We start from the raw sequence: 24,518 nt of genomic DNA, 5'->3' as shown, positions 1-24,518 counted from the left end.
TAGTGTAGTGCGGTTACTGCGCGGGCTCGATTCGTCCGCTCACCTGTCCGAAGCCAACGCGGGCAGCTCCCTCCCCGGCGTGGGCGGATAGTGTTACGGTATCGCCGTCCTGCAGGAATTTTCCGGTCGTGCCGTTCTGGGTGAGTTCCAGCAGGGAGCCGTACGAACCGGCATCGGGACCGGAGATCGTGCCACTTGCCATCAGATCACCGACGCGCAGATTGCAGCCGTTGCTGGTATGGTGGGCGATCTGCTGCGGCATAGACCAGTACAGGTGGCGGGTGTTGGAGCGGGACACGATACGGTCATTGATGGCCGCGGTAAGCGCTACGTCGTAGTTGGCGGGGCTCCGATAGCTATCGGGGTCACGGAGATATTCCAGGGGGCGGGGCTGCTGCACGGGGCCGGGAAGGCGGAAGGGTTGTAGTGCTTCCAGGGGCACGATCCAGGGGGCCATACTGGAGGCAAAGCTCTTGCCCAGAAACGGACCGAGGGGCACGTACTCCCACTTCTGGATGTCACGGGCCGACCAATCGTTGAAGAGCGCTAAGCCGAAGATGTAGTCCTCGGCTTCCGCCACGGGTACCGGTGTGCCGAGCTTCGAATCCCTACCGATCACAAAGGCCATCTCTAGCTCGAAATCTAGTCGCTCGGTAGGTTGAAATACGGGGGTCTGTACGTCCTGGGGTAGGAGCTGTCCGCACGGCCGGCGGATCGGCTCACCACTCACCACGATCGAAGAGGCCCGCCCGTGGTAGCCGACCGGCAGGTGGCGCCAGTTGGGTAGCAGGGCGTTGTCGGGGTCGCGGAACATGCGACCGACGTTCGTAGCGTGCTCGATGCTGGAGTAGAAGTCGGTGTAGTCACCGATACGGATGGGCAGGTGGAGTCGGGCCTCCTGCATGGGCACTAGGTGCTCCGGTCGAATAGGAGAAGGCCCTTCCTGGACCCAGCTCCGCACCTGCGCGCGCGCCCCGTTGGTGACCGGCTTACCGAGGGCAATGAAGTCGTTCAGGACGGGGCGGGAAAGTACGCTGGCGTCGAAGTCGAAGCAGCCTGTGCTGGCCAGCGCGGCCAGGTCGAGAATCGACTCGCCGATCGCTATTCCCGCACGGGGGGAGGTGCCGGCCGTGGAAAAGATGCCGAAGGGCAGGTTGGCGAGGGTGAAGTCGCTGCCTGCGGGAATATCAATGTGCATCGGCGAGCCAGGATTGGTAGTACTTACCGTCGTCGATCTTGGCGGCCTCGGCGGTGACCTGCAGGGGGTGGAAGGTGTCGATCATGACGGCCAGTTCCTCCGTGCCGGTCTTGCCGATACTGCCCTCGTAGGTACCCGGGTGGGGACCGTGGGGGATGCCGCCGGGGTGCAACGTGAGGTAGCCCGGACCGATACCGGTGCGGCTCATAAAGTCGCCATCGACGTAGTAGAGCACCTCGTCGGAATCGATGTTAGAGTGGTTGTAGGGCGCGGGGATGGCCAGGGGGTGATAGTCGTACAGCCGCGGACAGAAGGAGCAGACGACGAAGGACTTGGTCTCGAAGGTCTGGTGTACCGGTGGCGGCTGGTGTACCCGCCCGGTGATGGGCTCGAAGTTGTGGATGCTGAAGCCGTAGGGAAAATTGTAGCCGTCCCAGCCCACCACGTCGAAGGGGTGGCTGGCGTAGACCAGCTCGTGCAGCATACCCTGCTTCTTGATCTTGATCGTGAACTCACCCTCCTCGTCGTGGGTCTCCAGGTCGCGCGGCAGCTTGTAGTCACGCTCGGTAAAGGGCGAGTGCTCAAGCAGTTGTCCGAAGTGGTTGCGGTACCGCTTGGGGGTGTAGATGGGATCGGTAGACTCGGTGTAAAGAATGCGGTTGTCCTCTGTATCGAAGTCGATCTGGTAGATGATGCCGCGGGGGATGACGAGGTAGTCGCCGTACTCGAAGGGAATGTTTCCAACCAGCGTACGCAGCGTACCAGTACCGCGGTGGATGAACAGCAGCTCGTCGGCATCGGCGTTTTTGTAGAAGTAGTCGCGCAGGGAATGGCGCGGGGCGGCTACGCCGATCTGCGTGCTGCTATTGACGAGTAGTGGCTTGCGCGCTGCCAGAAAGTCGTCCTGCGGAGCCACATCGAAGCCGATCAACTTGCGGGCCGTGATGGTTTTTGCTTCGGCTACGGCGGGGGTGAGATCGGTCTTGCCGACGATCCGCTTGACCTGGGTGGGCCGGCCGATGTGGTACAAAAGGGACGACATGCCGTCGAAGCCGACGGTACCGAAGAGCTGCTCGTAGTAGAGTCCGCCGTCGGGTTTGCGGAACTGGGTGTGGCGCTTGGGGGGCAGTTGGCCGAGGTGGTGATAAATGGGCATGATCGGTTGAGCTTCGTTGCTAGGACAACAATGTACGGTGGAGGAAGTTGGTGGGCGGGGTATTCACTACCCGTCGGACGGCTTAAGCGGTCGGACGGATGTAGCTAACTTAGCCCAAATTTCCAACTCAAGCTACTGCATGCCCACCTACTCTACTCTACAGGTCACCGTCACCGACCGATTGGCCACCGTCACCCTCGACAACGGCCGCGTCAACGCCATCAATACCCAGCTCTCCAAGGACCTGGAAGCGGCTTTTCTGGACTTGGACGGAAACGACACGGTAGACGGCGTAGTACTAGCCGGCAAGCCCAATTGCTTCTGCGCCGGACTGGACGTCAAGATGCTGGCTACCTCCGACGAGCAGGGACTGCGCGAGTTCTTCGCCAGCTACCTGTCGGCCCTGCAGACCATGGTCCGCTTCGAAAAACCCCTCGTGGCGGCCGTCACCGGCTTCGCGCCCGCCGGCGGCACCATCATCGCCCTGACGGCAGACTACCGCATCATGGCACAGGGGCCCAAGCATACCGTAGGCATGAATGAGTTCAACATGAGCCTGCAGATTCCCAAAATGATGGGCGACATATTTGCCTACTACACCGGCGAGGCCCGGGCGTGGAAGAACGTGCAGCAGGCCAAAATGTACACCGCCAAAGATGCCATCCCCCTGGGACTAGTCGATGAGGCCGCCGACGTAGAACAGGTACTGCCCCGCGCCGAAGCCCACTGCCGCCAGCTCATGCAGGTACACCCTCCCGTTTTCAAGCGCACCAAGCGCTACCTCCGCCGCGGCCTACTCGCTACCGTAGACTACGGTATAGACGAAATGGTCGATATCATCGAAGAGGACTTCAGCGACCCCGTCTTCAAACAAATGATGGCTATGTTCGTAGCCTCGTTAAAGTGACGCTGAATCCGTGATAAATCCGTGCCTTAATCTGCGTACTCCGTGGTCAACCCTACACCCGAGTAGTAGCAAACAGCCGCCGCAGCCGGTACCGCCCACTCACGTGCGTAGCCGCCAGCATCAGTCCGCCCATGATGGCCAGATTCTTCATAAAGAACAGGCTCTGTAGCCGGTACGCCTCGGTCCCCGGTGCCTCGGTCCAGAAATCGTGCACGACAAAGGTCAGCGGCACCCAGTAGATGAGCAGCAGTACCGCACCCAGGCGCATGCGGTAGCCGAGTAGCATCATCAGTCCGCCCAGCACCAGCAGAAGGATCGCTCCGTAGAGGAAGAAGTCCTGGTTCCAGGTCAGGCCGTAGATCGTCATGGCCTGCCGGTTCAGCTGCTCGAAGGCGAAGTAGTCGTAGGCCTCGAAGAAGAAGATGAACGAAAGCAGGATGCGTCCCAGCAGATCGAAGATGTCTTTCATCACCGCAAAGGTACACCACGCCGCCCCGCCGGTATGGCCCGGTATGGCCTACACCTTTTAAGGTTTTAGTTGCAACCTGGGGGGCAGCTCACGCTTTATTGAAGGTCGGCACCTAATTGCCACACTCCCCTATGCGCTACCTGCTCCCCTTCTTCGTTTTCCTTGGCCTGGCTAGTCCGGAGACTACCCCCGGCCTGTCGGCTCAGGGTACGGCCCCCGTCGTCGACCTGGCATCCTACGTGCCCACCACGGCCGACACCAGCCTGCTCTGGCGGGTCAGCTCCCCCACTGCCGCCGATACCGCGCGGGTCAGCTACCTGTTCGGTACGATCCACCTGATCCCCAGCGACGATTACTTCCTGGAGTCGGCCGTAGTACGCGCCATCAACGACAGCGACGAGGTCTACTTCGAGATCGACCCCCGCGATATGCAGGACCCCGCCAAGATGATGGGTCTGATGGGACAGATCCAGATGCGCGGAGACACCAGCCTGAAGGACCTGCTATCCCCGGCCCGCTACGACAGCGTAGCCACCTACTTCTCAGCTACCGGGATGCCAATGTTCTTCCTGGAAAAAATGAAGCCGATGTTCCTCTCCGCCATGGTGGGGCAGGACCTGAGCGGCGGCAATCCCCTGGCCGGAGATAACAGCAAGATGAAGTCGTATGAGCTGGAGCTCTCCGAGCTAGCGCAGGCGGCCGACAAGCCCATCGGCGGACTCGAAACCATGGACTTCCAGTTGGCCCTGTTCGACAGCATCCCCTACAGCGTCCAGGCCGAGATGCTTTACCGCGCCGTAGTAACCGATATGGCTGGCGAGTCAGGAGAGACCGACAGCGAATTCGGTGAAATGGTCTCCATGTACCGGCGCCGGGCCGTAGCTGAAATGTCGCAAATGATCACCGATCAGAGCGCCGGCTTCGGCAACTTCGAAGAGCTCCTCGTCGTACGCCGCAACGAAAATTGGGTCCCCGTTATCATGGATCGCCTGGCCCTGACCCCCTCGCTGTATGCCGTGGGTGCCGGACACCTGGGTGGCGAGCGCGGCCTCATCGCCCTGCTCCGCGCCGAGGGCCTCACGGTCGAGCCCGTCTACCCCTAGTCCATGATCGTACTTAAAATCGGTGGCAACGTCATCAATAATCCCGCCACCCTCCACGAGGCGCTGGACTACTTTGCGAGCCTGATCGAACCTGCCGTACTCGTACACGGCGGCGGACGCCGCGCCAATCAGGTACTCTCCGCCATGGGGCAGGAACCCGTCCTGATCGATGGCCGCAGAATCACGGATCAGGCTACGCTCGAGATCGTGACCATGGTGTACGCCGGTCTGCTCAATAAGGATATTGTTGCCCAACTCCAGTCGCGCGGCTGCAACGCCATCGGTCTGAGCGGTGCGGATGGCAACGCGATCCAGGCCACCAAGCGCCCGGTAGACACGATCGACTACGGCTTTGCCGGCGACGTCACGGCAGTCAACGTGGCCCTGCTCGATGCCCTGCTTCGGCTCGGTATGCAACCCGTCCTCTGCCCCATCACCCACGACCTCCGCGGGCAGCTGCTGAACACCAATGCGGACACCATTGCTACGGAGACGGCCGCCGCACTGGCCGGCCACGGGCACAGCGTACGCCTTCAGTACTGCTTCGAACTACCTGGGGTACTCACCCAGCTTGACGATCCCAGCACTATGATTGAGGAACTCAGCGAATCCCGCTACACGTCCCTGCGGGAAGACGGCACGATCGCCGGCGGCATGCTCCCCAAACTCGATAATGCCTTCCGGGCGCTGCACGCAGGTGCCAAGGACGTACGGATCGGCAGCCTGGCGGAGCTACGCCGGGGGGGTGGCACTAGCTGCGTGGCGGGGTAGTTTGGCCATACAGGCCACCAGGGCTTCGTGCCAGTGCCGGGGCGTGCCGACCGTAGCGGCGATCTTGCGCGTATCCAGCACACTGTAGAACGGCCGCTTGGCGGGGGTGGGATACTGACTGGTCATGATGGGCCGGACGGCACACTCGATCCCCGCCAGCGCGTGTACGGCCTTAGCTAGGTCATACCAGCTACAAACGCCACTGTTAGCAAAATTGTAGACCCCGGGTTTAGCTCCCGAAGCCGAGAGCTGCATGGCGGCGGCGGCCAGGTCAGCGGCGTAGGTGGGTGAGCCGATCTGATCACAAACGATACCCAGCTCCTCGCGCTCCCTGCCCAGACGAAGCATCGTGCGCACGAAATTCTGCCCATACTCGGCGTACACCCAGCTGGTGCGGATCACGTAGGCCCCGGGGTGGTGGCGCATGACCTCGTTCTCGCCCTGAAGTTTGGTGCGGGCGTACACGCTGGTGCCGAGGGTACGATCGGTTTCGCTGAGCGGCCGGTTGTAGCCATCATCGTAGACGTAGTCCGTACTGAAGTGCACAAAGGCGATTCCGGCTTCATGACAGGCGGCGGCCAGGCGGCGGGCACCATCGATATTGATGGCTGCGGCCTTGTCGGGCTCGGACTCGGCGCGGTCTACGGCGGTGTAGGCTGCGGCATTAAAGCAGATATCCGGGCGGGCCTCGGCGAATGCGACACGCAGGTCTTCCGGGCGGGTGATATCGAGGCTGGACCGGTTGTAGGCGAAGATGCGCCAATCGTTCGGTGCGGCCTTGGCCGCGCCGATGAGTTTCTGGCCTAATTGGCCGCCGGCCCCACAGATCATGATTCGTTGCATTGGCACGAAGGTAAGAATCCCTACTTTTGCCCAAACCCTTCCAGCCATGCGCATCATTGGTCGGCTCCCGGATGCCCGGATGCAGATTACTATATTCGAGAACGACGGCCGCTTTCCCGTACAGTTCGAGCTAGCGGGTCTTACGCAGATCTACCGCTTCCGTAAGGGGGACCGCCTGGGCAATCTGGGCGAGCTGCGCGCCTACGTGGATGAGTCCTTCCGCTCCTCCGTGCTACGGCAGTTCGAAGCGATGCAGCACACGCAGGCGGAGGTACTGCGGCGCATACAACCGGCCGAGGACCCCTACGGCGACCTACCCGAGATTATTTAAGCGCTCCCCTACCTATGCAAATAACCGCCGCCGCCCTGGCCCAACTTATCGATGCGACCGTAGAGGGAGACCCCGACGTAGTCATCACCGGTCCGGCGCGGATCGAAGAAGCTACTGCCGGCCAGATCACCTTCCTGGCCAACCCCGCCTACGAGCACCATCTGTACCAGACCATGGCCACCGCCGTATTGGTAAGCCGTGAATTTCAGCCCAAAACGAGTATCCGGCCTACCCTCTTGCGGGTAGACAACGTATACGAGACCGTCAGCGGCCTGCTACAGGTCTACCAGCAGGACCAGGTCGCGACGCTGCCGCGCCAGGTAAGTCAACACGCCAGCGTAGCGGACTCGGCGGTACTGGGAGACGAAGTCCGGGTAGGTAAGTTCACGGTGGTGTGTGAGCGGGCTACTATCGGAGCCGGCACCGTGGTGCTCGACCAGGTGTACATCGGGGACGGCGTGCGCATCGGCACCAACTGCCTGATCCATCCCGGCGCCCGCATCCTGCAGGGCTGTGTGATCGGCGACAACTGCGTACTCCACGCCAATGCCGTGATCGGCTCGGACGGCTTCGGTTTTCTACCCGACGGCGAGGGCAACTACCGTAAGGTGCCGCAGGTGGGCAAGGTCGTGATCGAGGACGACGTCGAGATCGGTGCCGGCACGACCATCGACCGGGCCACGATGGGCGCCACCCTGATCCGCAAGGGCGTGAAGCTCGATAATCTGATCCAGGTGGGCCATAATGTAGAGATCGGACCGAATACGGTCATCGCCGCCCAGGCCGGCATTGCCGGTTCCACGAAAATCGGCGCTAACTGCCGCATTGGTGGACAGGTCGGCATAGCCGGCCACCTGACCGTAGCCGACGGGACCAATCTACAGGCACAGTCCGGCGTAGCCCGCCACATCAAGGAAACCAACCAGGCACTGGGTGGCTCCCCGGCCTTTAGCTACCGCGATTATGTGAAAAGCACCATCCTGATTGGTCGCTTACCTGACCTGTACAGGCGGCTGGCGCGGATCGAGAAAAAAGTGAACGAATGAAGATCTATACACGTACCGGAGACCAGGGGCAGACCGGCCTGTACAGCGGCCGACGCATCAGCAAGGCCGACCCCCGCGTGGAAGCCTACGGTACGGTAGACGAACTCAATGCCTGCCTGGGATTGCTGCGCGATCACATCGCCTCCGAGGGAACGGACTACACCCGCATCCGCGCCGAAGTACTGCAGCAACAGCAACTGCTGTTCGCCCTGGGTGCAGCCCTGGCGGACGACCGGGAAGGGCAGGCCTACGAAGTACCACCGGAGGCCGCTACGCAGCTGGAAACTGCCATCGACCGGATGGATACGGCTCTCCCCAAAATGACGCACTTCATCCTACCGGGAGGAAGCAAGGCCGTCAGCTTTGCCCACCTGGCTCGCACCGTATGCCGGCGGGCCGAACGCCGTACCGTCGAGGTAGACGCGGTGGATCCCGCCGTCATCGTGTACCTGAATCGACTGAGTGACTACCTGTTCGTCCTGTCCCGCTACCTGGGCAAGCTCGGGGACGTGGAGGAGATCAAATGGGTGTCATAGAAACAGGGACGCACCCACTACCCTGGAGTAGTGCGTGCGTCAAGTAGTGCCGGAAAGGCACAATAGTATAGTAGTGTCGGTGGCGAGCACCGACTTAATTGAGTAATAGTTAGTCCGATACGTCGAATTTAGTGCGCGAAAAGGTGGATTCCCTAGTGGGTAAGCGAACCGGTGATAGCGCGGTAAAGGACGTAACCGGCCATAGCCAGTAGCGATAGGACCAGGAGGATGATGAGGGCGACTGCGAAAATGTCCATGAGGTTTTAATTATGGTGTGAAAAAGTATTTAAATATACAAAATACTTATCACAATGCGCAATATCCTGCGGACTTTAACGTGTCCGCCACCGATCATTCGGAATCTGTGGCACGATTCGCTTGATTTTCGGTCGGCAAGCGCACGGATACGCGTATTTCGCTCGGTTTGAACGCTGCTGAGATAGCTAGGTGACTGCCCCCCCGCACCCGCGCGCCGCCGCACAACCAAAGCTACGGCCAGCCGTTAAACAACTTTCCCCCATCTAACTAAGCTATCTATGGCCCAGGCCAAGACCCTCGGTGCACTCAAAGCGACCGGCTACACCCCCCGCAGCGTCAAGCAGGAATTGCGGGACAACCTCGTGCAGCGACTAAAGAATAAGCAAGACGTCTTCCCCGGCATCATCGGCTTCGACGATACGGTGCTGCCCGATATCCAGCGTGCGATCCTGAGCCGGCACAGCGTGCTGCTGCTGGGACTGCGCGGACAGGCCAAGACCCGCATCGCCCGCCTGCTGGTCAACCTACTAGACGAATACGTACCCGTAGTGGCCGGCAGCGAACTCAACGACGACCCTCTGGCTCCGATCAGCCGGTCATCGGCCGACCTGATTGCGGAATTGGGCGACGAGACCCCCATCGAATGGTGGCACCGCGATGACCGCTATGTAGAGAAACTAGCTACTCCCGATGTGTCCGTAGCCGACCTGATCGGCGACGTAGACCCCATCAAGGCCGCCACCCTCAAACTGACCTACGCCGACGAGCGTGTCATCCACTACGGACTGGTACCGCGCGCTCACCGGGGCATCTTCGTGATCAACGAGCTCCCCGACCTGCAGGCCCGCATCCAGGTGTCGCTATTCAATATCTTACAGGAGGGGGACATCCAGATCCGTGGCTTCAAGCTGCGGCTGCCGCTGGACATCCAGTTTCTCTTCACGGCAAACCCCGAGGATTACACCAACCGTGGCAGCATCATCACGCCGCTTAAGGACCGTATCGAATCCCAGATCCTCACGCACTACCCCAAGACCGTGGCCATTGCTCGTCAGATCACGGCGCAGGAAGCTACGCTGACCGAAGAGCAGTCCAGCATGGTAGAAGTGCCGGAGCTACTCAATGTGATGCTGGAGCAACTGTCGTTCGCCGCCCGCGAGAGCGAGTACATCGATGAGAAGTCAGGCGTCAGTGCCCGACTCAGTATCACCGCGCTGGAGAACCTGGTATCTACTGCCGAGCGGCGCGCCCTGATCAATGGGGACACGGACACCTTCGCGCGCATCACCGATTTTTGGGGTGTGGTGCCCGCCATTACCGGCAAGGTAGAGCTGGTCTACGAAGGCGAGCAGGAGGGAGCCTACGGCGTGGCTATGAAGCTGCTCGGTAAGTCTATCAAGACGAGCTTCCTGCAGCACTTCCCCGACCCTAGTGAGGTGAGTGCCGACGGTCGTAGTCAGAGCGATCCGTACGGCGTGATCCGCGCGTACTTCAGTGGCGGCAACATCGTGGAGCTGCTCACCGATGGCAGCAACACTGACTACAAAAAAGCCCTGGACGACGTAGCCGGCCTGCGCAAGTTCGTCAACTCGACCATCGAGGACAAACTCAGTGAGATGGAGACCTACCTGTACATGGAACTGGTACTGCAGGGACTGGCGGAGATGGAAGTGCTCAATAAGGAAGCCCTGCACAACCGCCTGAACTTCCGCGATATCCTTGCCGACATGTTCGGTACCGACGACTTCAGTTAACTATCTTCCGCCCAAACGCGGATGCTATGGTATTACTGGTGGGGGCCTACACGATCGATATGAACGAAAATGCTCCGGGCAAGGCCCGGGGCATTTCTGCTTATGACTTCTCCCCCACGACGGGCCAGCTCAGCTTTCGCGGCTACGTACCCACCACCAACCCCAGCTACCTCTGGGTAGATGATGCGCGCAAGATGGTCTACGCCGTTCGGGAATGCCCCCACTCGGCCGATCCTGCGGTAGTTGCCTTCCGCGTCGCGCGGCAGGCAGACCGCCGCATCACCTTCACCCCCGCCGGAGAATCGCTGCTACACGGTGATCATCCCTGCCACCTGGTGGGCATAGACGATACGCTCATCGTAAGCAGCTACTCCAGCGGTACGGTGGATGTGTTTGCCAAGTCCCCCGAGGGTACCCCCGGAGAGCTGCTGCAGCACATCGCCCTGCGCCTAGCTGGGACCAACGAGCAGCCCCACGCTCACTGTGCCGCGTACGATCCACGACGGCAGCGGGTATACATCTGTGATCTGGGCGGCGATCGGCTGCGGGTGTTCGCGCGGCAAGCCGGCGGTCAGCTCACGGTACTGCCCGACCACGGCATCAATTTTCAGGACGGGGCCGGACCACGGCACATTGCACTGCACCCCGGCGGGGAGTTTGCCGTGGTAGTCTGCGAGCTACGGGGCGTCTGCGTACTGATCGATCTGCGGGAAGACCGCCCCCGGATCATCCAGGAGGCACTTTACTTGCCCGAGCGGGTGGTCGATCAGGCAAGCGGAGCTGCCGTGCGAATGGACGCCAGCGGTAAGCACGTCTACGTCAGCGACCGCAACTTCAGCGTAGTGACGGCCATGCGGCTCGACGTGCGCGCCGGCTCCCTGACGGTACGGGATACCTATCCCAGTGGCGGACAGCGACCCCGCGACATCAGCGTGACGCCCGATGGGCAGTGGCTACTGACCGGCAATCTAAAAGACCACAGCATCGGAGTATTCCGGCGGGGTACGGGGGGTGGCTTACAGCTGCATCACGTAGTCAAGAAAGTACCCAGCCCTACCTGCCTGAAGTGGATGACACTCTAGCTCAGGCGAATCGCCGCATGCGCAGCGTGAGCGTGTAGCCCGCCCGGTCGTCGATGGTGAGCTCGGCCCGCAGGCGCTGGGATCGCATCTTCATATTATCCTTGCCCTGGCCGGTCTTGGGGGTGAAGCGGGAGGAAGAATAGGCCGGAGCGTCCTTGCTCTTGCTGCCCTGCCCGTTGTCGCGAATAAACATCTCGAAATTCTGGGCATACTGCTCGAGCTCGATTTCGACCTGGGTGGCCTTGCTGTGACGAGCGATATTATTGATCGCTTCCTTATAGATGAAGTACAGATCCTGACGCACGTTGCCCGGTATCTTGCTCTCCTCGTTGAAGCCGGAGGCCTTGAAGTCGTAGCGGATGTCGAGTGGCAGCAGTACTTCATCGGCGTGCTCCTGCATGCGTTGCAGCACGTTACCGATGGTATCCCGGCGACTATCTATGCTCCAGATCACATCGCTCATTTTGCTCATCGCGTTACGGCCGGCCTCCCCTACGGTCTGCAGGCGGTTGCGCAGCCGCTCATCGTCGGTCTTACCCTGAAGCAGCTCGGCCTGTAGGGTGATACCGGCCAGCAGGCCGCTCACTTCGTCGTGGATGTCGCTACTGAGCTGCGTACGGAGCTGCTCGTTGCGCAGGCGTTCCCGCAACTTGGCCTGTAGGATGAAGAAAAACAGGCCTACGATCACCAGCGCGATCAGAAACTGGAACCAGGTCTTTTCAATGAGGTACTGTTTCACGCGGATGGTGAGGGTACGCATTTGCTCGCCGTAGTTGCCGTTACTTCCCGCACCCTGCACCAGCAGGCGGTAGGTGCCCCCCGGGAGGTTGTTGAAGCGGATCGTCCGTTCGTTGCGCAGCGTGCGCCATTCTTCGCTGAACCCCTCGAGCTTAACCCGAAACTGCGTTAGGCTGGGCCGCTGACCGACCGGCAGGGCGAAGGATACCGCTACGCTTTTTTCATTGGCCTTTACGGTAATCTCCTCCAGCTCGTGCAGGTTGCGGGTGATCGTACGGGTCTCCCCGCGGCCGTAGACCACCACTTCGGTAAGCATCACGTCGGAGCCGGCCGTTTCACTGCTCAGGTCCTCGTCGCGGAATACGGACAGGCCCTGGTCACCCCCGAAGAAGTAGCGACCATCCGTACTGCGGTAGTAACTGAAGCGGCTAAATTCGTCATTGGTCAGCCCGTCCTCCAGGTAATAGCGGCGGTAGGTGCCGGTCCTGAGGTCGCTCGGCAGGTGGACCAGTCCATTGTGGGTGCTGAGCCAATATCCCCCGCTGCTATCCGGCACTATACCCACTACGGTGTTGCTGCTCAGTCCGTTCTGCCGGCCGTAGCGCTCGATGGAGCCGTCGGCGGGGTCTAATATCTGCAGGCCGGCGTCCGTGCCCAGCCACCACTTGTTGGCTTCATCTTCGTAGATGGTATTGATGGTGTAGGCGTTCATCCCCACCGATTCTTCCATACCCGGCAGGTCGCTGTGGAAGACAGATTCTCCTGTATTCGGGTTGTAGCTTACCAAACCCCGGTTGCGGGTACCGAGCAGTAGCAGTCCCGTGCGGGAGGGGTACAGGTAGTTGATCCGCAGCCCCCGGATCCCCTCCTCACTGGAGTCGGCATCCTTCAGTTCGGTAAACACCCCCGTACTGGGATCGAACTGTAGCATGAGACCCACTTTGCGCGGATCCGAAGCGCCCAGGAATACCTGCCCCTGCGGGTCCACGGCAAGCGCGGTAAAGGGGTAGCGGGATGTATACACCGACGTGGTGCTATCGACCAGGTCGTAGCGAAACAACAGACCGCCCTTACTGAGTCCGAGGGGCTGTGCAATGCCCCACACCGCATCGCGTTTCGCGTCGTATACCAGCTGCGTAGCCTCCCGCATCCGCAGGGGTTCCCCATTCGCGGTGAGCAGCTCCCGCTGCTGCAGCTCGGTCTTGTTTGCGGCCAGACTGTGGAGGACTCCGTTGGCATCGATGATATAGGCCGTGCCGTAGCGGTCCCCCGTGATACCGCGCACCTCGGGCTGGTAGAGGCTGTTGTCGTCGTCGCTCACCAGGTACGATTCGATCGACTTGACGTAGCGCTCCATCACGCCCAGCCCCTCCCGCAGACCCAGGTAGGTGGTTTCGTTGAAGTTCAAAGCGGCCGCACTGGATACCAGGCGGTCGGTAGGCAGCTCCCGCTCGAAGAGCTTGAATGTACCGGAAGTATCCAGCAGGTAGTACTCATCCGGATAGCGCTGCCCCAGAATATCCTCCGTAGCCAGGAAGAGCAGCTGCCCGAGTTTGTCCTTATAAATTTGGGTACAGTCCAGCCCGTCATCCAGATCGGGTACGGGTACCGGATTGCGCGCATCGCCCGGCGTCCAGCGGTACAGGGGGTAGCCATCGCGGAAGCTCAGATAGACCAGCCCGTCCGGCCCTTCCTTCATCGTATAGAACCTACGCTGACCGGAGGTACGGGGGAAGAAGCGGTCGAGTATTTTTCCCGTAGCCGAGATGTGGCGAAACCCGTGCTCCTCATCGTAGAGTAGGAACTGCCCGTTGTTCAGGGGCAGCAGCTGCACCTGGGGCGCGAAGCTGAGCCAGCCGTCGTCCGGCTCGTGGAATATGGACATGAAGCCGCGGTCGGTATACTCATACAGGGTAGTGCCTTCCTGCCCGATCGTGACTACGAACGTTCGGCCGAAGTGATCGGTCACGATGGCACGCGGATAGCCCACCACCCCCGTACTGGGCACTATTTGCACCTGCTCTACGGTAAAGTCGCGCGGATCGAAGCGGTCGAAGTAGCCGTAGAACTCGTTGAAGGTGATCACCAACCGCTGGTCGTTATCGGCACTGATGGAGGCGATGGCCCCCCGGCTGAGTCGCGTGTCGCTCAGAGCTCCGCTACCGAAGCTCATGAAGGAGTGGCCGTCGAAGCGGTTGAGGCCGTCCATCGTCGCCACCCAGAGGTAGCCATCGTCACCGATGTACAGGTCGTTGATCTCACGGGTCGATAGCCCGTCAGTGACCGTGAAGTACTCGATCCGGCCACTCTGCGCTGCAAGAGTAGTGGCGAACAGCAGTAAGGCGTAACAAAGTAGGTGTTTCACGAGAATGGGCTTCCCCCACAAGGTACGGCACTCCGTCTACCGAACGGTGTTAAGGATGCGAGCTGCGCACTAGCCTGCCCCCATACGTGGTTGTGTGAGTAGCTACACCGCATTCACAGTTGCCGGCACCTGGCCGGCCGTATACACAAGTTTGATCGTCCCCGCGCCGCATAATGCGGCCGGGGCCATCGCTCAGAATACCCACCGCAACCCGATACCCTCCCCCACCGCTCCCAGGATCGGTCCGTAGGCCGCTGTGCGCCCACTGGCGATGAAGTAGTTGATCAGATCAAAGGCAAACAAAAAGCTCCCCTGCAGGATCACGGCCTTTCCGTAGCCCCGCAGCCGGTCCGTATCCGCCTCCGGTCGTCTGCCCCGCTCCATCAGGTACAGCCCCCCCATGATGTACCCGACGTCCAGCCCCGCATTGAATAACAGTACTTTCTGAAAACCCACATTAGCCCGCAGGGCATCGAACGCCCCCATCGTAGCCGGCTCGCGCAGCGCCGCGTAGAGGCCGAAGCCCGCGATCCCCAGATTCACCGTATTCCAGATCGCATTCATTTCGTGAAACCGCCGCGCCTCCCCCATTCCGTTGGCGCGCAGTACCAGGCCGAGACCGATGTTGCCGACCGCCCAGCCCCCGAGTAGTAGCATAGCCCCGCGCTGCTGTGCCACCCGCTCCAAATACACACCCGTCTCCGGTGGCAGCAACTCCTGGGCGGGGACGCAGGTGCAAAGGAATACGACGAGCAGCAGAGTAAGTGGGGTACGCACGGGCAGGCTTTCAGTGAGTAAGTCAACTACCGTACTGAACGGCGGAGGGGCTGGCGGGTTTGAGCTACCACTATGCTACAACGCCTCACCGGCCACTACCACACGATCGTCCCCCACCTGCTGCGCAACTTTACGGTAGCGTACCGCCGCGAACGAATCACTACCCCCGACGATGATTTTCTCGACCTGGACTGGATGGATCATCCCGCCAGCCGCAAACTCGTCGTGCTCAGTCACGGACTCGAGGGGGACAGCAGCAAGGTCTACATCGCCAGTGCCGCTCACTACTTCCACCAGCGCGGTTACCACGTACTGGCCTGGAACTGCCGCAGTTGCTCGGGTGAGATGAACCGCACACCCAAGCTCTACAGCCACGGACAGAGCGAAGACCTGCAGTCGGTCGTCGACCACGCCGTAGCCCGCGATGCATTCGACCAGATCGTCCTGATCGGCTACAGCATGGGGGGTAATCTCACGCTGAAGTACCTCGGTACGGTGGGTAGGCAGCGCCCCGAGCAGGTGACCCACGGCATCGCCTTCTCCGCACCCTGCTTCATCCAGCACAGCGTGGATAGCCTCGAGCGGCCCGACAACTGGATCTACCGCAGGAAGTTCTTCCAGGCGCTAGCCGCCAAGATCACGGCAAAGGAGGCGCAGTTTCCGGGCACCGTTGACCTCAGTCAGCTCGACCGAGTGCGCGTATGGCGCGATTTTGACCGGGCCTTTTCCATGGTCATCGGGGGCTACACCGATCTGGATGAGTACTACGCCTACCTGTCCTCGGGACACTTCGTAGCCGGCACCACCGCCCCGGTACTGATCGTCAATGCCCTTAATGATCCCATCGTACCCCCGGCCTGTACCCCCCGCGCACTGGACCGTACCCACCCCTTGATCACCGTAGAGGAGCCCCGGGGGGGCGGCCACGTCGGGTTTGCCCTGCGCGGCAAGTCCCATAACAGTATGGATGAGCGCGCGCTGGCATTTGTCGAAGGCTAGCGGCTCTGCAGCGTGCGCACGAATACATTGGCGGAGATAGCGGCCAACCGCACACTTCCCTCAACGGGTGCTCCGATGCCCTGCGCGTCCACGGTAGTGCCATCTACGACCTGCTGCCAGGAGCCCTCGGGCAGGGTCACCTCACGGCTCGCATTTTCCCCGTTTAGGGCTACGTAGATATCGGCCCACTGGTCGGCTGGCGCGTCCAGGATTCGGTAGGTGACGAGCTGCTCGTCATTCTCTTCTTCTGCGAAAGTGAGGTGGCGGGTGATGCGGGCCGTACTACCTAAACGGAGCGCGGGATGAGCCTTGCGCAGGGCGATGAGGGCGCGCACGTAACTCACCGTAGCGGCGTGCTGCCCCTTGGTTTTCCACTGGATCGCATTGATTGCATCGGAGCTGCGGTAGCTATTCTCGTCTCCCCCCTTGGAGCGTAGCATCTCCGTGCCGGCGTGCAGGAAGGGGATGCCCTGGGAGGTGAGTACCGTAGCCAGTGCCAGGCGGTGCATTCGTTCGCGGGTGGCCCGGGAGTCGCCGGGGTTGCTGATCGCCAGCCGGTCCCAGAGCGTATGGTTATCGTGACAGCTTACGTAGTTGACGCACTGCGCCGGCTGCCTGGCCCAGGGGGCCTTGCTGTAGTTTACACTGTCGTAGGCGATCTGGGGGTGGCGGGTAGCTGCTACGATGCCGAATCGTACGGATTCCGCCCGGTCGTCCGCCCCACTCACGAAGCCCCGTTCCTCATGATTGAACACGCTTCCCTTCAGCGCATCGCGCACGTCGTCGCTGAAGGCGGCTATGCGCAGGAGCTGTGGAGTATTCGCCTTGAGGGCGCGTAGGCTATCGGGCAGGGGGCTGGGTCCGGCGGCCCACCCTTCTCCGTACAGGAGGATCGTAGAGTCGATCCCGTGGAGGGTCTCGCTTACGTCGTTCATGGTGGCGATGTCATGAATCCCCATCAGATCGAAGCGGAAGCCATCCACGTGGTATTCATCTACCCAGTACTCCAGCGACTCCCGGATGAACTTGCGTACCATCGGGCGGTCACTGGCGATCTCGTTGCCGCAGCCACTGGCATTGCTAAAGGTACCGTCGGCTTCAAAACGGTAGAAGTAATCGGGGATAAGGAGTTGAAAGTTACTGTCTTCAGTACGTCCAGTGTGATTGTACACTACGTCCATAATTACGCGAATCCCGGCCGCGTGCAGTGCCTGCACCATTCGCTTAAATTCGCGGATACGGGTCTTGCCCTGGGAGGGGTCGGTAGAGTAGCTGCCCTCGGGTACATTGTAATTTTGCGGATCGTAGCCCCAATTGTACTGCGCTGAATCCAGCCGCGCCTCGTCTACGCTAAGAAAGTCGAAGCTGGGCAGCAGGTGCACGTGGGTCACCCCCATCTCGATCAGGTGATCTAAGCCGGTGGTGTCGCCGCCGGGCGTGGTGGTGCCCCGCTCGGTAAGCCCCAGAAACTTCCCCTTATACTCGATACCGGAATCGGGATCGATACTCAGGTCGCGTACGTGCAGTTCGTATAGCACCGCGTCAGTGGGTGCTCCAAAGGCGGGTCTACGGTCGGTTTCCCAGCCTACGGGGTCGGTATCCAGTAGGTTGACTACCTGTCCGCGCAGTCCGTTCGTACCCGCTGCCGTCGCGTAGGGATCGGTGGCCTCGCCCCGCCAACGGCCATTCTGCTTGATCTCATAGGTGTAGTAGGTGCCATCCAGCTCGTCTTCCAGGCGCACGGTCCAGGCGCCGTCCACTTCCTGCATATCCGTAGTGGTGTGGGCAGCCACTCCGGGTGCGTCGGTGTCGTAGAGCCGTAGGCGGGCCTCCTGAGCGGCGGGTGACCAGAGTTTGAAGATGGTGGCGGTGGGGGTATAGGTCACACCCAGGTCGGCGTAGGGGTACACGGGGTAGTCCGCCAGTGTGTCGTACTGGGGGCGGGGGTCGGAACAATTCACGAAAACTACACTTGAAAGTATGAACAGCAGGTAGCGGGGGAGCATGTGGGGAAGGGCGGTTTAGTGCAGCAGCCCCGCCATCGTCTGACCGAACTGCCGGTGTAAGATAGCGCCCCGGTGCCCGGTTTCCGGCAGACCGATCAGCCGCACCCGATCCGGCGCTGCGTCGCGCAGTTCCTCGGCCATGCTGTAGGGAATGAAGTCGTCAGCCTGACCGTGCAGTACGGTGACCGGACAGTTTGCCGCAGCTACATTGGCGACGTTCTCCAGGGGATACTTCAGTATAGCGTCCGGCACGGCCCAGAACCAAAGATTCTTCATGGCCGTAACGCTGGCGTAGGGGGCCACGAGTACACAATGCTGGGGGGTGTTGTGTGCCGACAGGTAGCTGGCCATGCCGGTGCCGAGGGAATAGCCCACGAGGATGATCCGATCCTCTCCGTATTCGGCGGCCAGACTATCGTACACCAGCTGCGCATCCGCCATGAGCTGTGCCTCGGATTCAATCGCTCCCCCGCTCTTACCGTAGCCCCGGTAATCGAATAGGTAGAGGTCGTAGTTGGTGTCGGTGAGCGCGCGGGTCTGGTAGAGGCTCCGGCGGTTACTCCCGCGGTTGCCGTGCAGGTAGAGGATGGCGCCTTCCGCAGCGGGATGGACAAATTCCAGAATGCTCAGATCTACACCGTCGGGAGTACGTAGGGTGGTTTCTACGCCCTCCTCGAAGTTGTAGTCAGCCGGTAGCGCACGGGGATGGAAAATGAGCACTTCCTGCGTAAAGAAGAGTAGCGCACACAGCACCACGTAGCCGACACCCAGCAGCCCCACGATCCATTTAAGCCATTTCATACCTTACCGGACACCGGCTGCTCCGATTCGGTTCGCGGCGCTCAGCATACTCCTCCTATCAGGAGCAGTAAACGACCTACTTGACCGAGCGCAGCAGACTCATGCCCGTGATGAAAAAGATGAGTCCTACGATCGCTACCCCCCAGGCGTTGTTGCCGAGGGCAAGCTGCCCGGGATTGAAGATGGCTAGTACGCCGAAGGCCAGACCTACCGCACCCAGTACGGTGAAGACCAGTGCCAGAATTTTCTTTACGTCCATGCTAGATTTTGGGCGAAGATAAACTAGGTCACCAGATTAATGACCCGGCATCCAGCGGCCCCGCCACCGGTCAATGAGTAACGGAAGGATCGCGGTGCGTACGTATCTTAGCAGGCCGCCAACTACGCCCCCACTTGCCCCACCGCCCTCTATCGCGTCGCCAGTTTCTCACCCGTAGCGGACTACCGGTCATCTTCGCCGCCAGTCTGCCGGCCGGTGTACAGCTGCTCGGCCTGTCAGCTGCGCCCGACCCCACCCTACCCGGTAAGCATCCCGGACTGACCATTCTCAACGACCGGCCCGTCAATGCAGAGACCCCCGCCCACCTGCTCGATGAGGCGGTTACCTCTGCCGACCGCCTGTTCATCAGGAATAACGGCATTGCACCGGCGGCCCCGCCCGCTGATCCTGCGGAGTGGACCCTGCGGATAGCCGGTGAAGCGGTGCCGCAGGCCGTAACCTTCACCTTGGCCGAGCTACAGGCAAAATTTCGGCACCACACCTACCAGCTCACCCTGGAGTGTGGGGGCAACGGGCGCAAGGAATTTTACCCACCCGCCCGTGGGAATCAGTGGAGTACCGGCGCGATCGGCTGCCCCGCGTGGACCGGCGTGCGCCTCAGGGACGTGCTGGAAGCTGCCGGCTACCAGAGCGACCGGGCGGTATACGTCGGCTACTATGGTAGGGATACCCACCTGAGTGGCGACCCCGATAAGGTGGTGATCTCCCGGGGGGTGCCGATCGCTAAAGCACTGGAAGACGAAAGCCTGATCGCCTGGGCCATGAACGGACAGCCCCTACCCCTGCTGAACGGCTACCCGCTGCGGCTGGTGTTCGGGGGCTACCCGGCGAGCTGCTCCGGCAAGTGGCTGTCGGAGATCGTGGTGCGCGACCGCTTGCACGATGGGGAGAAGATGGGCGGACAGTCGTACCGCGTGCCGTGCACTCCCGTAGAACCGGGCGCGACCGTCGCGGACGCGGACATGTGCATCATCGAGCAGATGCCCGTCAAGAGTCTGATCACCAGTCCGAAGACGGGAGCAACCATTGCGCCAGGAACCAAGCTGAACTTAGGAGGTCACGCCTGGTCAAGCGGACCGGCCGTGACCGAGGTAGCCTACAGCATCGACTTCGGTAGTAGCTGGCAGCCGTGCAGACTTGCGCCGCCCGTAAATCGCTTTGCCTGGCAGCAGTTTTCGGCTACCGTGGCATTCCCTGAGCCGGGCTACTACGAGGTATGGGCCCGGGCTACCGATGCCGCCGATCGGGTACAACCCATGGTACTGCCCGGCTGGAACCCCCGGGGCTACCTCAATAACGCCTGTCACCGCATCGCCGTAAAGATCGCCTGATGAGAATATTGATCGTATTCGCGGTACTGCTTACCCTGGCCTACAGCTGTAGCGAGGACGCCCCGGCACCGGCCATCCCATCCGATCCGGACCGTTTCGTCGTCGACGGCATCGATACCCTTACCGGACTGATCGCACAGGGCGACTACCTACTGGTGAGGGGCAACTGCCTGGCCTGCCACAGCGCCAACCTCATCACCCAGCAGGGAGCCACCGCGGCGGGCTGGCGCGAGATGATCCACTGGATGCAAGAAAAGCAGGGACTAACAGACCTGGGTGAGCTGGAGGAGCCCATCGTGGCGTACCTGGCTACCTACTACGCGCCGGTGGAGACCGGGCGGCGGCGGCCGCTGGGAGAGGTGGAGTGGTACCGGTTAAACACGGATCAGGCGGATTAATGCACGGATTAGGCACGGATTACGGCCTGGTAATCTGTGCTCAAATCTGTGTGCCTCCGTGTTTAAACTCTACCGGTTGATCACGTTCTTGAAGCGTGGCCGCTTGGGAGTGGTATCTCCTAGTCGTTCCTTCTTGGCGGCTTCGTACTGGGAGTAGTTTCCTTCGAAGAAATTGATCTGTCCCTCGTCCTCGAAGCTGAGGATGTGGGTGGCCAGGCGGTCGATGAACCAGCGGTCGTGACTGATCACCAGCACGCAGCCGGCGAAGCTGTCGAGCGCATCCTCTAGTGCGCGCAGGGTATTGATGTCGATGTCGTTGGTCGGCTCATCGAGCAGGAGTACGTTGCCGCCCTCGCGCAGGGTCATGGCGAGTTGCAGGCGGTTGCGCTCACCACCGGAAAGTACACCAACCTTTTTCTGCTGATCGGCCCCGGCGAAGTTGAAGCGGCTCAGGTAGGCGCGGGCATTAACGGCGGTATTGCCGACCTCGATCATATCGTGACCCTGGCTGACTACGTCGTAGATCGTTTTGTTGCCGTCCTGCAGTTGGGTGTGGGCCTGATCGACGTAGCTGATCTCTACGGTATCGCCGATCTTGATGTCGCCACTGTCGGGCTCCTGCTCGTGGACTAGCAGGCGGAAAAAGGTGGACTTACCCACACCGTTGGGTCCCAGGATGCCGACAATGGCGTTCTTAGGGATGGTAAAGGTGGCGTTGTCGAACAGCAGCCGATCGCCGAAGCCCTTCTTGAGGTGTTCGACCTCGATGACCACGTCGCCGAGGCGGGGTCCGGGTGGGATGTAGATCTCCAGGTTCTTTTCGCGTTCGCGGCCTTCATCGCCGGCGAGCTTGTCGTAGGCGCTCAGGCGGGCTTTACCTTTACTCTGACGGGCCTTGGGGGCCATGCGGATCCATTCCAGCTCGCGTTTGAGGGTCTTCTGGCGCTTGCTTTCGGTCTTCTCCTCCTGGGCCAAACGCTGCGATTTTTGCTCCAGCCAGCTGGAGTAATTGCCCTCCCAGGGGATGCCCTCGCCGCGGTCGAGTTCGAGGATCCAGCCGGCTACGTTATCGAGAAAATAGCGGTCGTGGGTCACAGCGATGACGGTGCCGGGGAAGGACTTCAGGTACTGTTCCAGCCAGTCTACGCTCTCGGCGTCCAGGTGGTTGGTGGGCTCGTCGAGGAGCAGGATATCGGGGTTGCTGAGTAGCAGGCGGGCCAGGGCTACGCGGCGGCGTTCTCCACCGGAGAGTACGTCGACCTTGGCATCGTCGGGCGGGCAGCGCAGAGCTTCCAGGGCGGTATCGAGGCGGTTGTCGAGTTCCCAGGCATTCCGGTTCTCGAGCTCCTCCATGAGCTCGCCCTGCCGTTCGATGAGCTTATTCATCTCGTCGTCGCTCATGGGCTCGGCGAATTTGAGGTTCACCGCGTCGTATTCCTTCATCAGGTCTACGGTCTCCTGTACGCCTTCCTGGACGATCTCGCGCACGGTCTTGCCCGCTGCCAGGGTGGGCTCCTGCTCGAGGTAGCCGATCTTGTAGCTGCCGTCGAAGACCACATTGCCCTCGTAATTCTTATCCACGCCGGCAATGATCTTCAGCAACGTCGACTTGCCCGAGCCATTGAGACCGAGTACGCCGATCTTGGCGCCGTAGAAGAAGCTGAGCCAGATGTTATTGAGGACTTTCTTATTTGCTCCGGGGAAGGTCTTGGAGACGCGCTCCATGGAGAATATAATCTTGTGGTCTGACATGGGTTAGGGGGGGTTGGGCGCCTTCGGCTGGTTAGACGCCTTCGGCTGGTTAGATCGCTTCGCTGGTTAGACCCCTTCGGGGGTAGACGGCTGGGGCGGGGTCGCGGGTGCGGGGGAGGCTAGCGGTCGGTGGTGGTTTTCTTGGTGAGGGCGTCTTCTACGAAGGCCTGGACCTGCTCGACGAACTGGGCGAGGGCCGGGGGGGCATCGTAGTAGATGGTGATGGTGCGTAGCTCGTCGTTGGCGTCGGGGAGGGTGAGGCGGGTGACCTGGGCATCTACGGGGAGGGCGGCGTCAGGATCGTCGGGGTACTGAAGGGCGAGGTCTTCCTGGCGGAGGCTTTCCAGGCTGCTGGCGAGGTCGCGGGCGGCTACGCCGCTGAGGTCGAGCTCATACGTACCGGGGCCCTGCAGGCCGTTGGTGACGCTGAGTACTACACGGTTGTCGCGCAGGAGTTGGAGCGTATAGACGTCGCAGTCGCCGAAGCAGGCTCCCTTGGTGAGTTGCATGCGGGTGTTGGCGTCGGGGAGGATGTCCTTTTGTGCTCCGCCAAGGGGGGCTTCACCTACACTACCCTGGCGCTCGATGTTAGCTGTGCCGTTGGTTTCGGTGTCTACTACTGGAATATCCAGATCGGGGGTGGGGTTCTGGCCGTCGCTGGTAGGACGGGTGGTTGTCGTGGGGGCCAGGGGACCATCCGCAGACGTGGTTGTAGGGGCGGGGCGGGCGGCTTCGTCTGCCCGTTCGGGGGTAGGATCAGCTTGCACTTCGGCCGGGATGGGGTCACTCATGGTTGGATTGGTGGCACCCACCCGCACCGGCTGCCGGGAGCAAGCCAGCAGGCACATACAGAGCATCATGGCAGACAGGTACTTCATAAGGTAGGGACTTGGTACACAAAGGTAACCGCCCGGCGTGCAATACACCGGGCGGTCACTAAATCGTGCTCAGGGAGCACGGTATGGTCAGTGGGGTTAGTTCAGGAAGGCAACAGCTGCTTCGGTAGCGCGTTTGAGGTAGGCCTCGTTGGCCGCACGATCTTGCTGGAGCACGCCGAACTCGTCGACAAATTTGGTCTCCTTGATGCCGCAGAAACCCAGGGTGCCTTTCTCTACGCTACTGAATAAGTTATCCATGTCCACGTTGAGTGCATCGTATAGGGGCGTGGGACTGCCGAAGGTGGCGGCGACGAAAGCCTTCTTACCGGCCAGTTTGCCTACCAGTCCGTTCTCGTCGAAGTCCCAGGCAAATCCCTTGGTGAAGGTGCGATCGATCCAGCCCTTCAGGATGGCGGGGCGCTCGTGCCACCAGATGGGGTATACGAAAACCAGGGCATCGGCCCAGGCGATATCTTTCTGCTCCTTAGCTACATCGTCGGGCACGCTGCTGTTCTGCCAGGCACCGAAGTCCTTGGGACCGAGGATGGGGTCAAATTCGGTCCGGTAAAGGTCCTTCATCCGCACTTCGTGGCCGCCATCGGTCAGAGCTTTTTCAATGGATTTAGCGGTAGCGCCATTGAGGCTGTCGGGGTTGGGGTGCGCGAGCACGACTAATACGGTAGACATAGGTAGTTATTTTGATGTACCTACATCTAATGTATTTACCGTGGCTTATGTT

The 24,518-nt window shown here is 60.9% G+C and carries 23 protein-coding genes; 11 read left to right on the top strand and 12 right to left on the bottom strand.

The annotated features are described in order from the left end of the window. Positions 1-13: 13 nt before the first annotated feature. The gene (fahA, locus tag MJQ68_RS04895) at positions 14-1,198 is read right to left on the bottom strand and encodes a fumarylacetoacetase (protein ID WP_238749896.1); all 1,185 of its coding nucleotides are present in this window, start codon (positions 1,196-1,198) and stop codon (positions 14-16) included. Beyond that, positions 1,188-2,354, bottom strand: coding sequence for a homogentisate 1,2-dioxygenase (locus MJQ68_RS04890; RefSeq protein WP_238749895.1), 1,167 nt, complete (start codon positions 2,352-2,354; stop codon positions 1,188-1,190). The genes fahA and MJQ68_RS04890 overlap by 11 nt, the downstream gene beginning before the upstream one ends. Positions 2,355-2,493: 139 nt before the next feature. Here MJQ68_RS04890 and MJQ68_RS04885 point away from each other — a divergent pair, with 139 nt between their 5' ends. Beyond that, positions 2,494-3,261 (top strand): enoyl-CoA hydratase/isomerase family protein, encoded by a 768-nt coding sequence (locus MJQ68_RS04885; RefSeq protein WP_238749894.1) that lies wholly within the window; start codon positions 2,494-2,496, stop codon positions 3,259-3,261. A 52-nt stretch (positions 3,262-3,313) separates the two neighbouring features. On the opposite strand, the gene MJQ68_RS04880 is transcribed toward MJQ68_RS04885, so the two are convergent. After that, the gene (locus tag MJQ68_RS04880; protein WP_238749893.1) at positions 3,314-3,730 is read right to left on the bottom strand and encodes a DoxX family membrane protein; all 417 of its coding nucleotides are present in this window, start codon (positions 3,728-3,730) and stop codon (positions 3,314-3,316) included. A gap of 131 nt (positions 3,731-3,861) precedes the next feature. Between MJQ68_RS04880 and MJQ68_RS04875 the strand changes: the two genes are divergently transcribed. Both MJQ68_RS04875 and argB read left to right on the top strand, forming a co-directional pair. Next, entirely contained in the window at positions 3,862-4,833 is a 972-nt protein-coding gene (locus MJQ68_RS04875; RefSeq protein ID WP_238749892.1) for a TraB/GumN family protein, read from the top strand. A gap of 3 nt (positions 4,834-4,836) precedes the next feature. After that, positions 4,837-5,604 (top strand): acetylglutamate kinase, encoded by a 768-nt coding sequence (argB, locus tag MJQ68_RS04870; RefSeq protein ID WP_238749891.1) that lies wholly within the window; start codon positions 4,837-4,839, stop codon positions 5,602-5,604. On the opposite strand, the gene rfbD is transcribed toward argB, so the two are convergent. Then, positions 5,566-6,447: a dTDP-4-dehydrorhamnose reductase gene (gene rfbD, locus MJQ68_RS04865; RefSeq protein WP_238749889.1), complete on the bottom strand. Its 882-nt coding sequence runs from the start codon at positions 6,445-6,447 to the stop codon at positions 5,566-5,568. The two genes, argB and rfbD, sit on opposite strands and share 39 nt — an antisense overlap. Before the next feature lie 46 nt (positions 6,448-6,493). Here rfbD and MJQ68_RS04860 point away from each other — a divergent pair, with 46 nt between their 5' ends. The 5 genes from MJQ68_RS04860 (at position 6,494) to MJQ68_RS04840 (ending at position 11,454) form a co-directional block, all read left to right on the top strand. Further along, on the top strand, positions 6,494-6,778 hold the full coding sequence (locus MJQ68_RS04860; protein WP_238749888.1) for a hypothetical protein: 285 nt from the start codon (positions 6,494-6,496) through the stop codon (positions 6,776-6,778). 14 nt (positions 6,779-6,792) lie between these two features. After that, positions 6,793-7,824 (top strand): UDP-3-O-(3-hydroxymyristoyl)glucosamine N-acyltransferase, encoded by a 1,032-nt coding sequence (lpxD, locus tag MJQ68_RS04855; RefSeq protein WP_238749887.1) that lies wholly within the window; start codon positions 6,793-6,795, stop codon positions 7,822-7,824. Further along, positions 7,821-8,360, top strand: coding sequence for a cob(I)yrinic acid a,c-diamide adenosyltransferase (locus MJQ68_RS04850; protein WP_238749886.1), 540 nt, complete (start codon positions 7,821-7,823; stop codon positions 8,358-8,360). Before lpxD ends, MJQ68_RS04850 begins: the two co-directional genes overlap by 4 nt. Before the next feature lie 536 nt (positions 8,361-8,896). Continuing rightward, positions 8,897-10,372 carry a sigma 54-interacting transcriptional regulator gene (locus MJQ68_RS04845; protein ID WP_238749885.1) on the top strand — a complete coding sequence of 492 codons (1,476 nt, stop codon included), beginning with the start codon at positions 8,897-8,899 and terminating at the stop codon, positions 10,370-10,372. 26 nt (positions 10,373-10,398) lie between these two features. Further along, the gene (locus MJQ68_RS04840) at positions 10,399-11,454 is read left to right on the top strand and encodes a lactonase family protein (RefSeq protein WP_238749884.1); all 1,056 of its coding nucleotides are present in this window, start codon (positions 10,399-10,401) and stop codon (positions 11,452-11,454) included. A gap of 1 nt (position 11,455) precedes the next feature. Here MJQ68_RS04840 and MJQ68_RS04835 read toward each other — a convergent pair whose 3' ends face one another. Beyond that, positions 11,456-14,557: a ligand-binding sensor domain-containing protein gene (locus tag MJQ68_RS04835; RefSeq protein WP_238749883.1), complete on the bottom strand. Its 3,102-nt coding sequence runs from the start codon at positions 14,555-14,557 to the stop codon at positions 11,456-11,458. A gap of 192 nt (positions 14,558-14,749) precedes the next feature. Beyond that, entirely contained in the window at positions 14,750-15,334 is a 585-nt protein-coding gene (locus tag MJQ68_RS04830; RefSeq protein WP_238749882.1) for a DUF6992 family protein, read from the bottom strand. Between the two features lie 72 nt (positions 15,335-15,406). Between MJQ68_RS04830 and MJQ68_RS04825 the strand changes: the two genes are divergently transcribed. Further along, on the top strand, positions 15,407-16,333 hold the full coding sequence (locus MJQ68_RS04825; protein WP_238749881.1) for a YheT family hydrolase: 927 nt from the start codon (positions 15,407-15,409) through the stop codon (positions 16,331-16,333). Here MJQ68_RS04825 and pulA read toward each other — a convergent pair. The 3 genes from pulA to MJQ68_RS04810 all read right to left on the bottom strand — a co-directional run bounded on the left by pulA (position 16,330) and on the right by MJQ68_RS04810 (position 19,399). After that, the gene (pulA, locus tag MJQ68_RS04820) at positions 16,330-18,339 is read right to left on the bottom strand and encodes a type I pullulanase (protein WP_238749880.1); all 2,010 of its coding nucleotides are present in this window, start codon (positions 18,337-18,339) and stop codon (positions 16,330-16,332) included. The two genes, MJQ68_RS04825 and pulA, sit on opposite strands and share 4 nt — an antisense overlap. A 15-nt stretch (positions 18,340-18,354) precedes the next feature. After that, entirely contained in the window at positions 18,355-19,140 is a 786-nt protein-coding gene (locus MJQ68_RS04815) for an alpha/beta hydrolase (protein WP_238749879.1), read from the bottom strand. A 76-nt stretch (positions 19,141-19,216) separates the two neighbouring features. Further along, the gene (locus tag MJQ68_RS04810) at positions 19,217-19,399 is read right to left on the bottom strand and encodes a hypothetical protein (RefSeq protein ID WP_238749878.1); all 183 of its coding nucleotides are present in this window, start codon (positions 19,397-19,399) and stop codon (positions 19,217-19,219) included. A gap of 134 nt (positions 19,400-19,533) precedes the next feature. Between MJQ68_RS04810 and MJQ68_RS04805 the strand changes: the two genes are divergently transcribed. Continuing rightward, positions 19,534-20,751, top strand: a complete 1,218-nt coding sequence (locus MJQ68_RS04805; protein ID WP_238749877.1) for a sulfite oxidase — start codon at positions 19,534-19,536, stop codon at positions 20,749-20,751. Then, the gene (locus tag MJQ68_RS04800; protein ID WP_238749876.1) at positions 20,751-21,149 is read left to right on the top strand and encodes a hypothetical protein; all 399 of its coding nucleotides are present in this window, start codon (positions 20,751-20,753) and stop codon (positions 21,147-21,149) included. Before MJQ68_RS04805 ends, MJQ68_RS04800 begins: the two co-directional genes overlap by 1 nt. Positions 21,150-21,218: 69 nt before the next feature. Here MJQ68_RS04800 and ettA read toward each other — a convergent pair whose 3' ends face one another. The 3 genes from ettA to MJQ68_RS04785 all read right to left on the bottom strand — a co-directional run bounded on the left by ettA (position 21,219) and on the right by MJQ68_RS04785 (position 24,466). Then, complete coding sequence (ettA, locus tag MJQ68_RS04795) at positions 21,219-22,901, bottom strand: energy-dependent translational throttle protein EttA (RefSeq protein ID WP_238749875.1); 1,683 nt, start codon at positions 22,899-22,901, stop codon at positions 21,219-21,221. A gap of 119 nt (positions 22,902-23,020) precedes the next feature. Beyond that, complete coding sequence (locus tag MJQ68_RS04790; RefSeq protein ID WP_238749874.1) at positions 23,021-23,779, bottom strand: DUF6438 domain-containing protein; 759 nt, start codon at positions 23,777-23,779, stop codon at positions 23,021-23,023. A gap of 96 nt (positions 23,780-23,875) precedes the next feature. After that, a complete protein-coding gene (locus tag MJQ68_RS04785; protein ID WP_238749873.1) occupies positions 23,876-24,466 on the bottom strand; it encodes an NAD(P)H-dependent oxidoreductase in 591 nt (196 codons plus the stop codon). Positions 24,467-24,518 lie beyond the last annotated feature (52 nt).

The sequence above is a fragment of the Neolewinella maritima genome (assembly GCF_923081025.1).
Classification (GTDB): Bacteria; Bacteroidota; Bacteroidia; order Chitinophagales; family Saprospiraceae; genus Neolewinella; species Neolewinella maritima.
The sequence above is the reverse complement of the archived record's forward strand: the minus strand, read 5'-3'. Positions and strand labels throughout refer to the sequence as shown.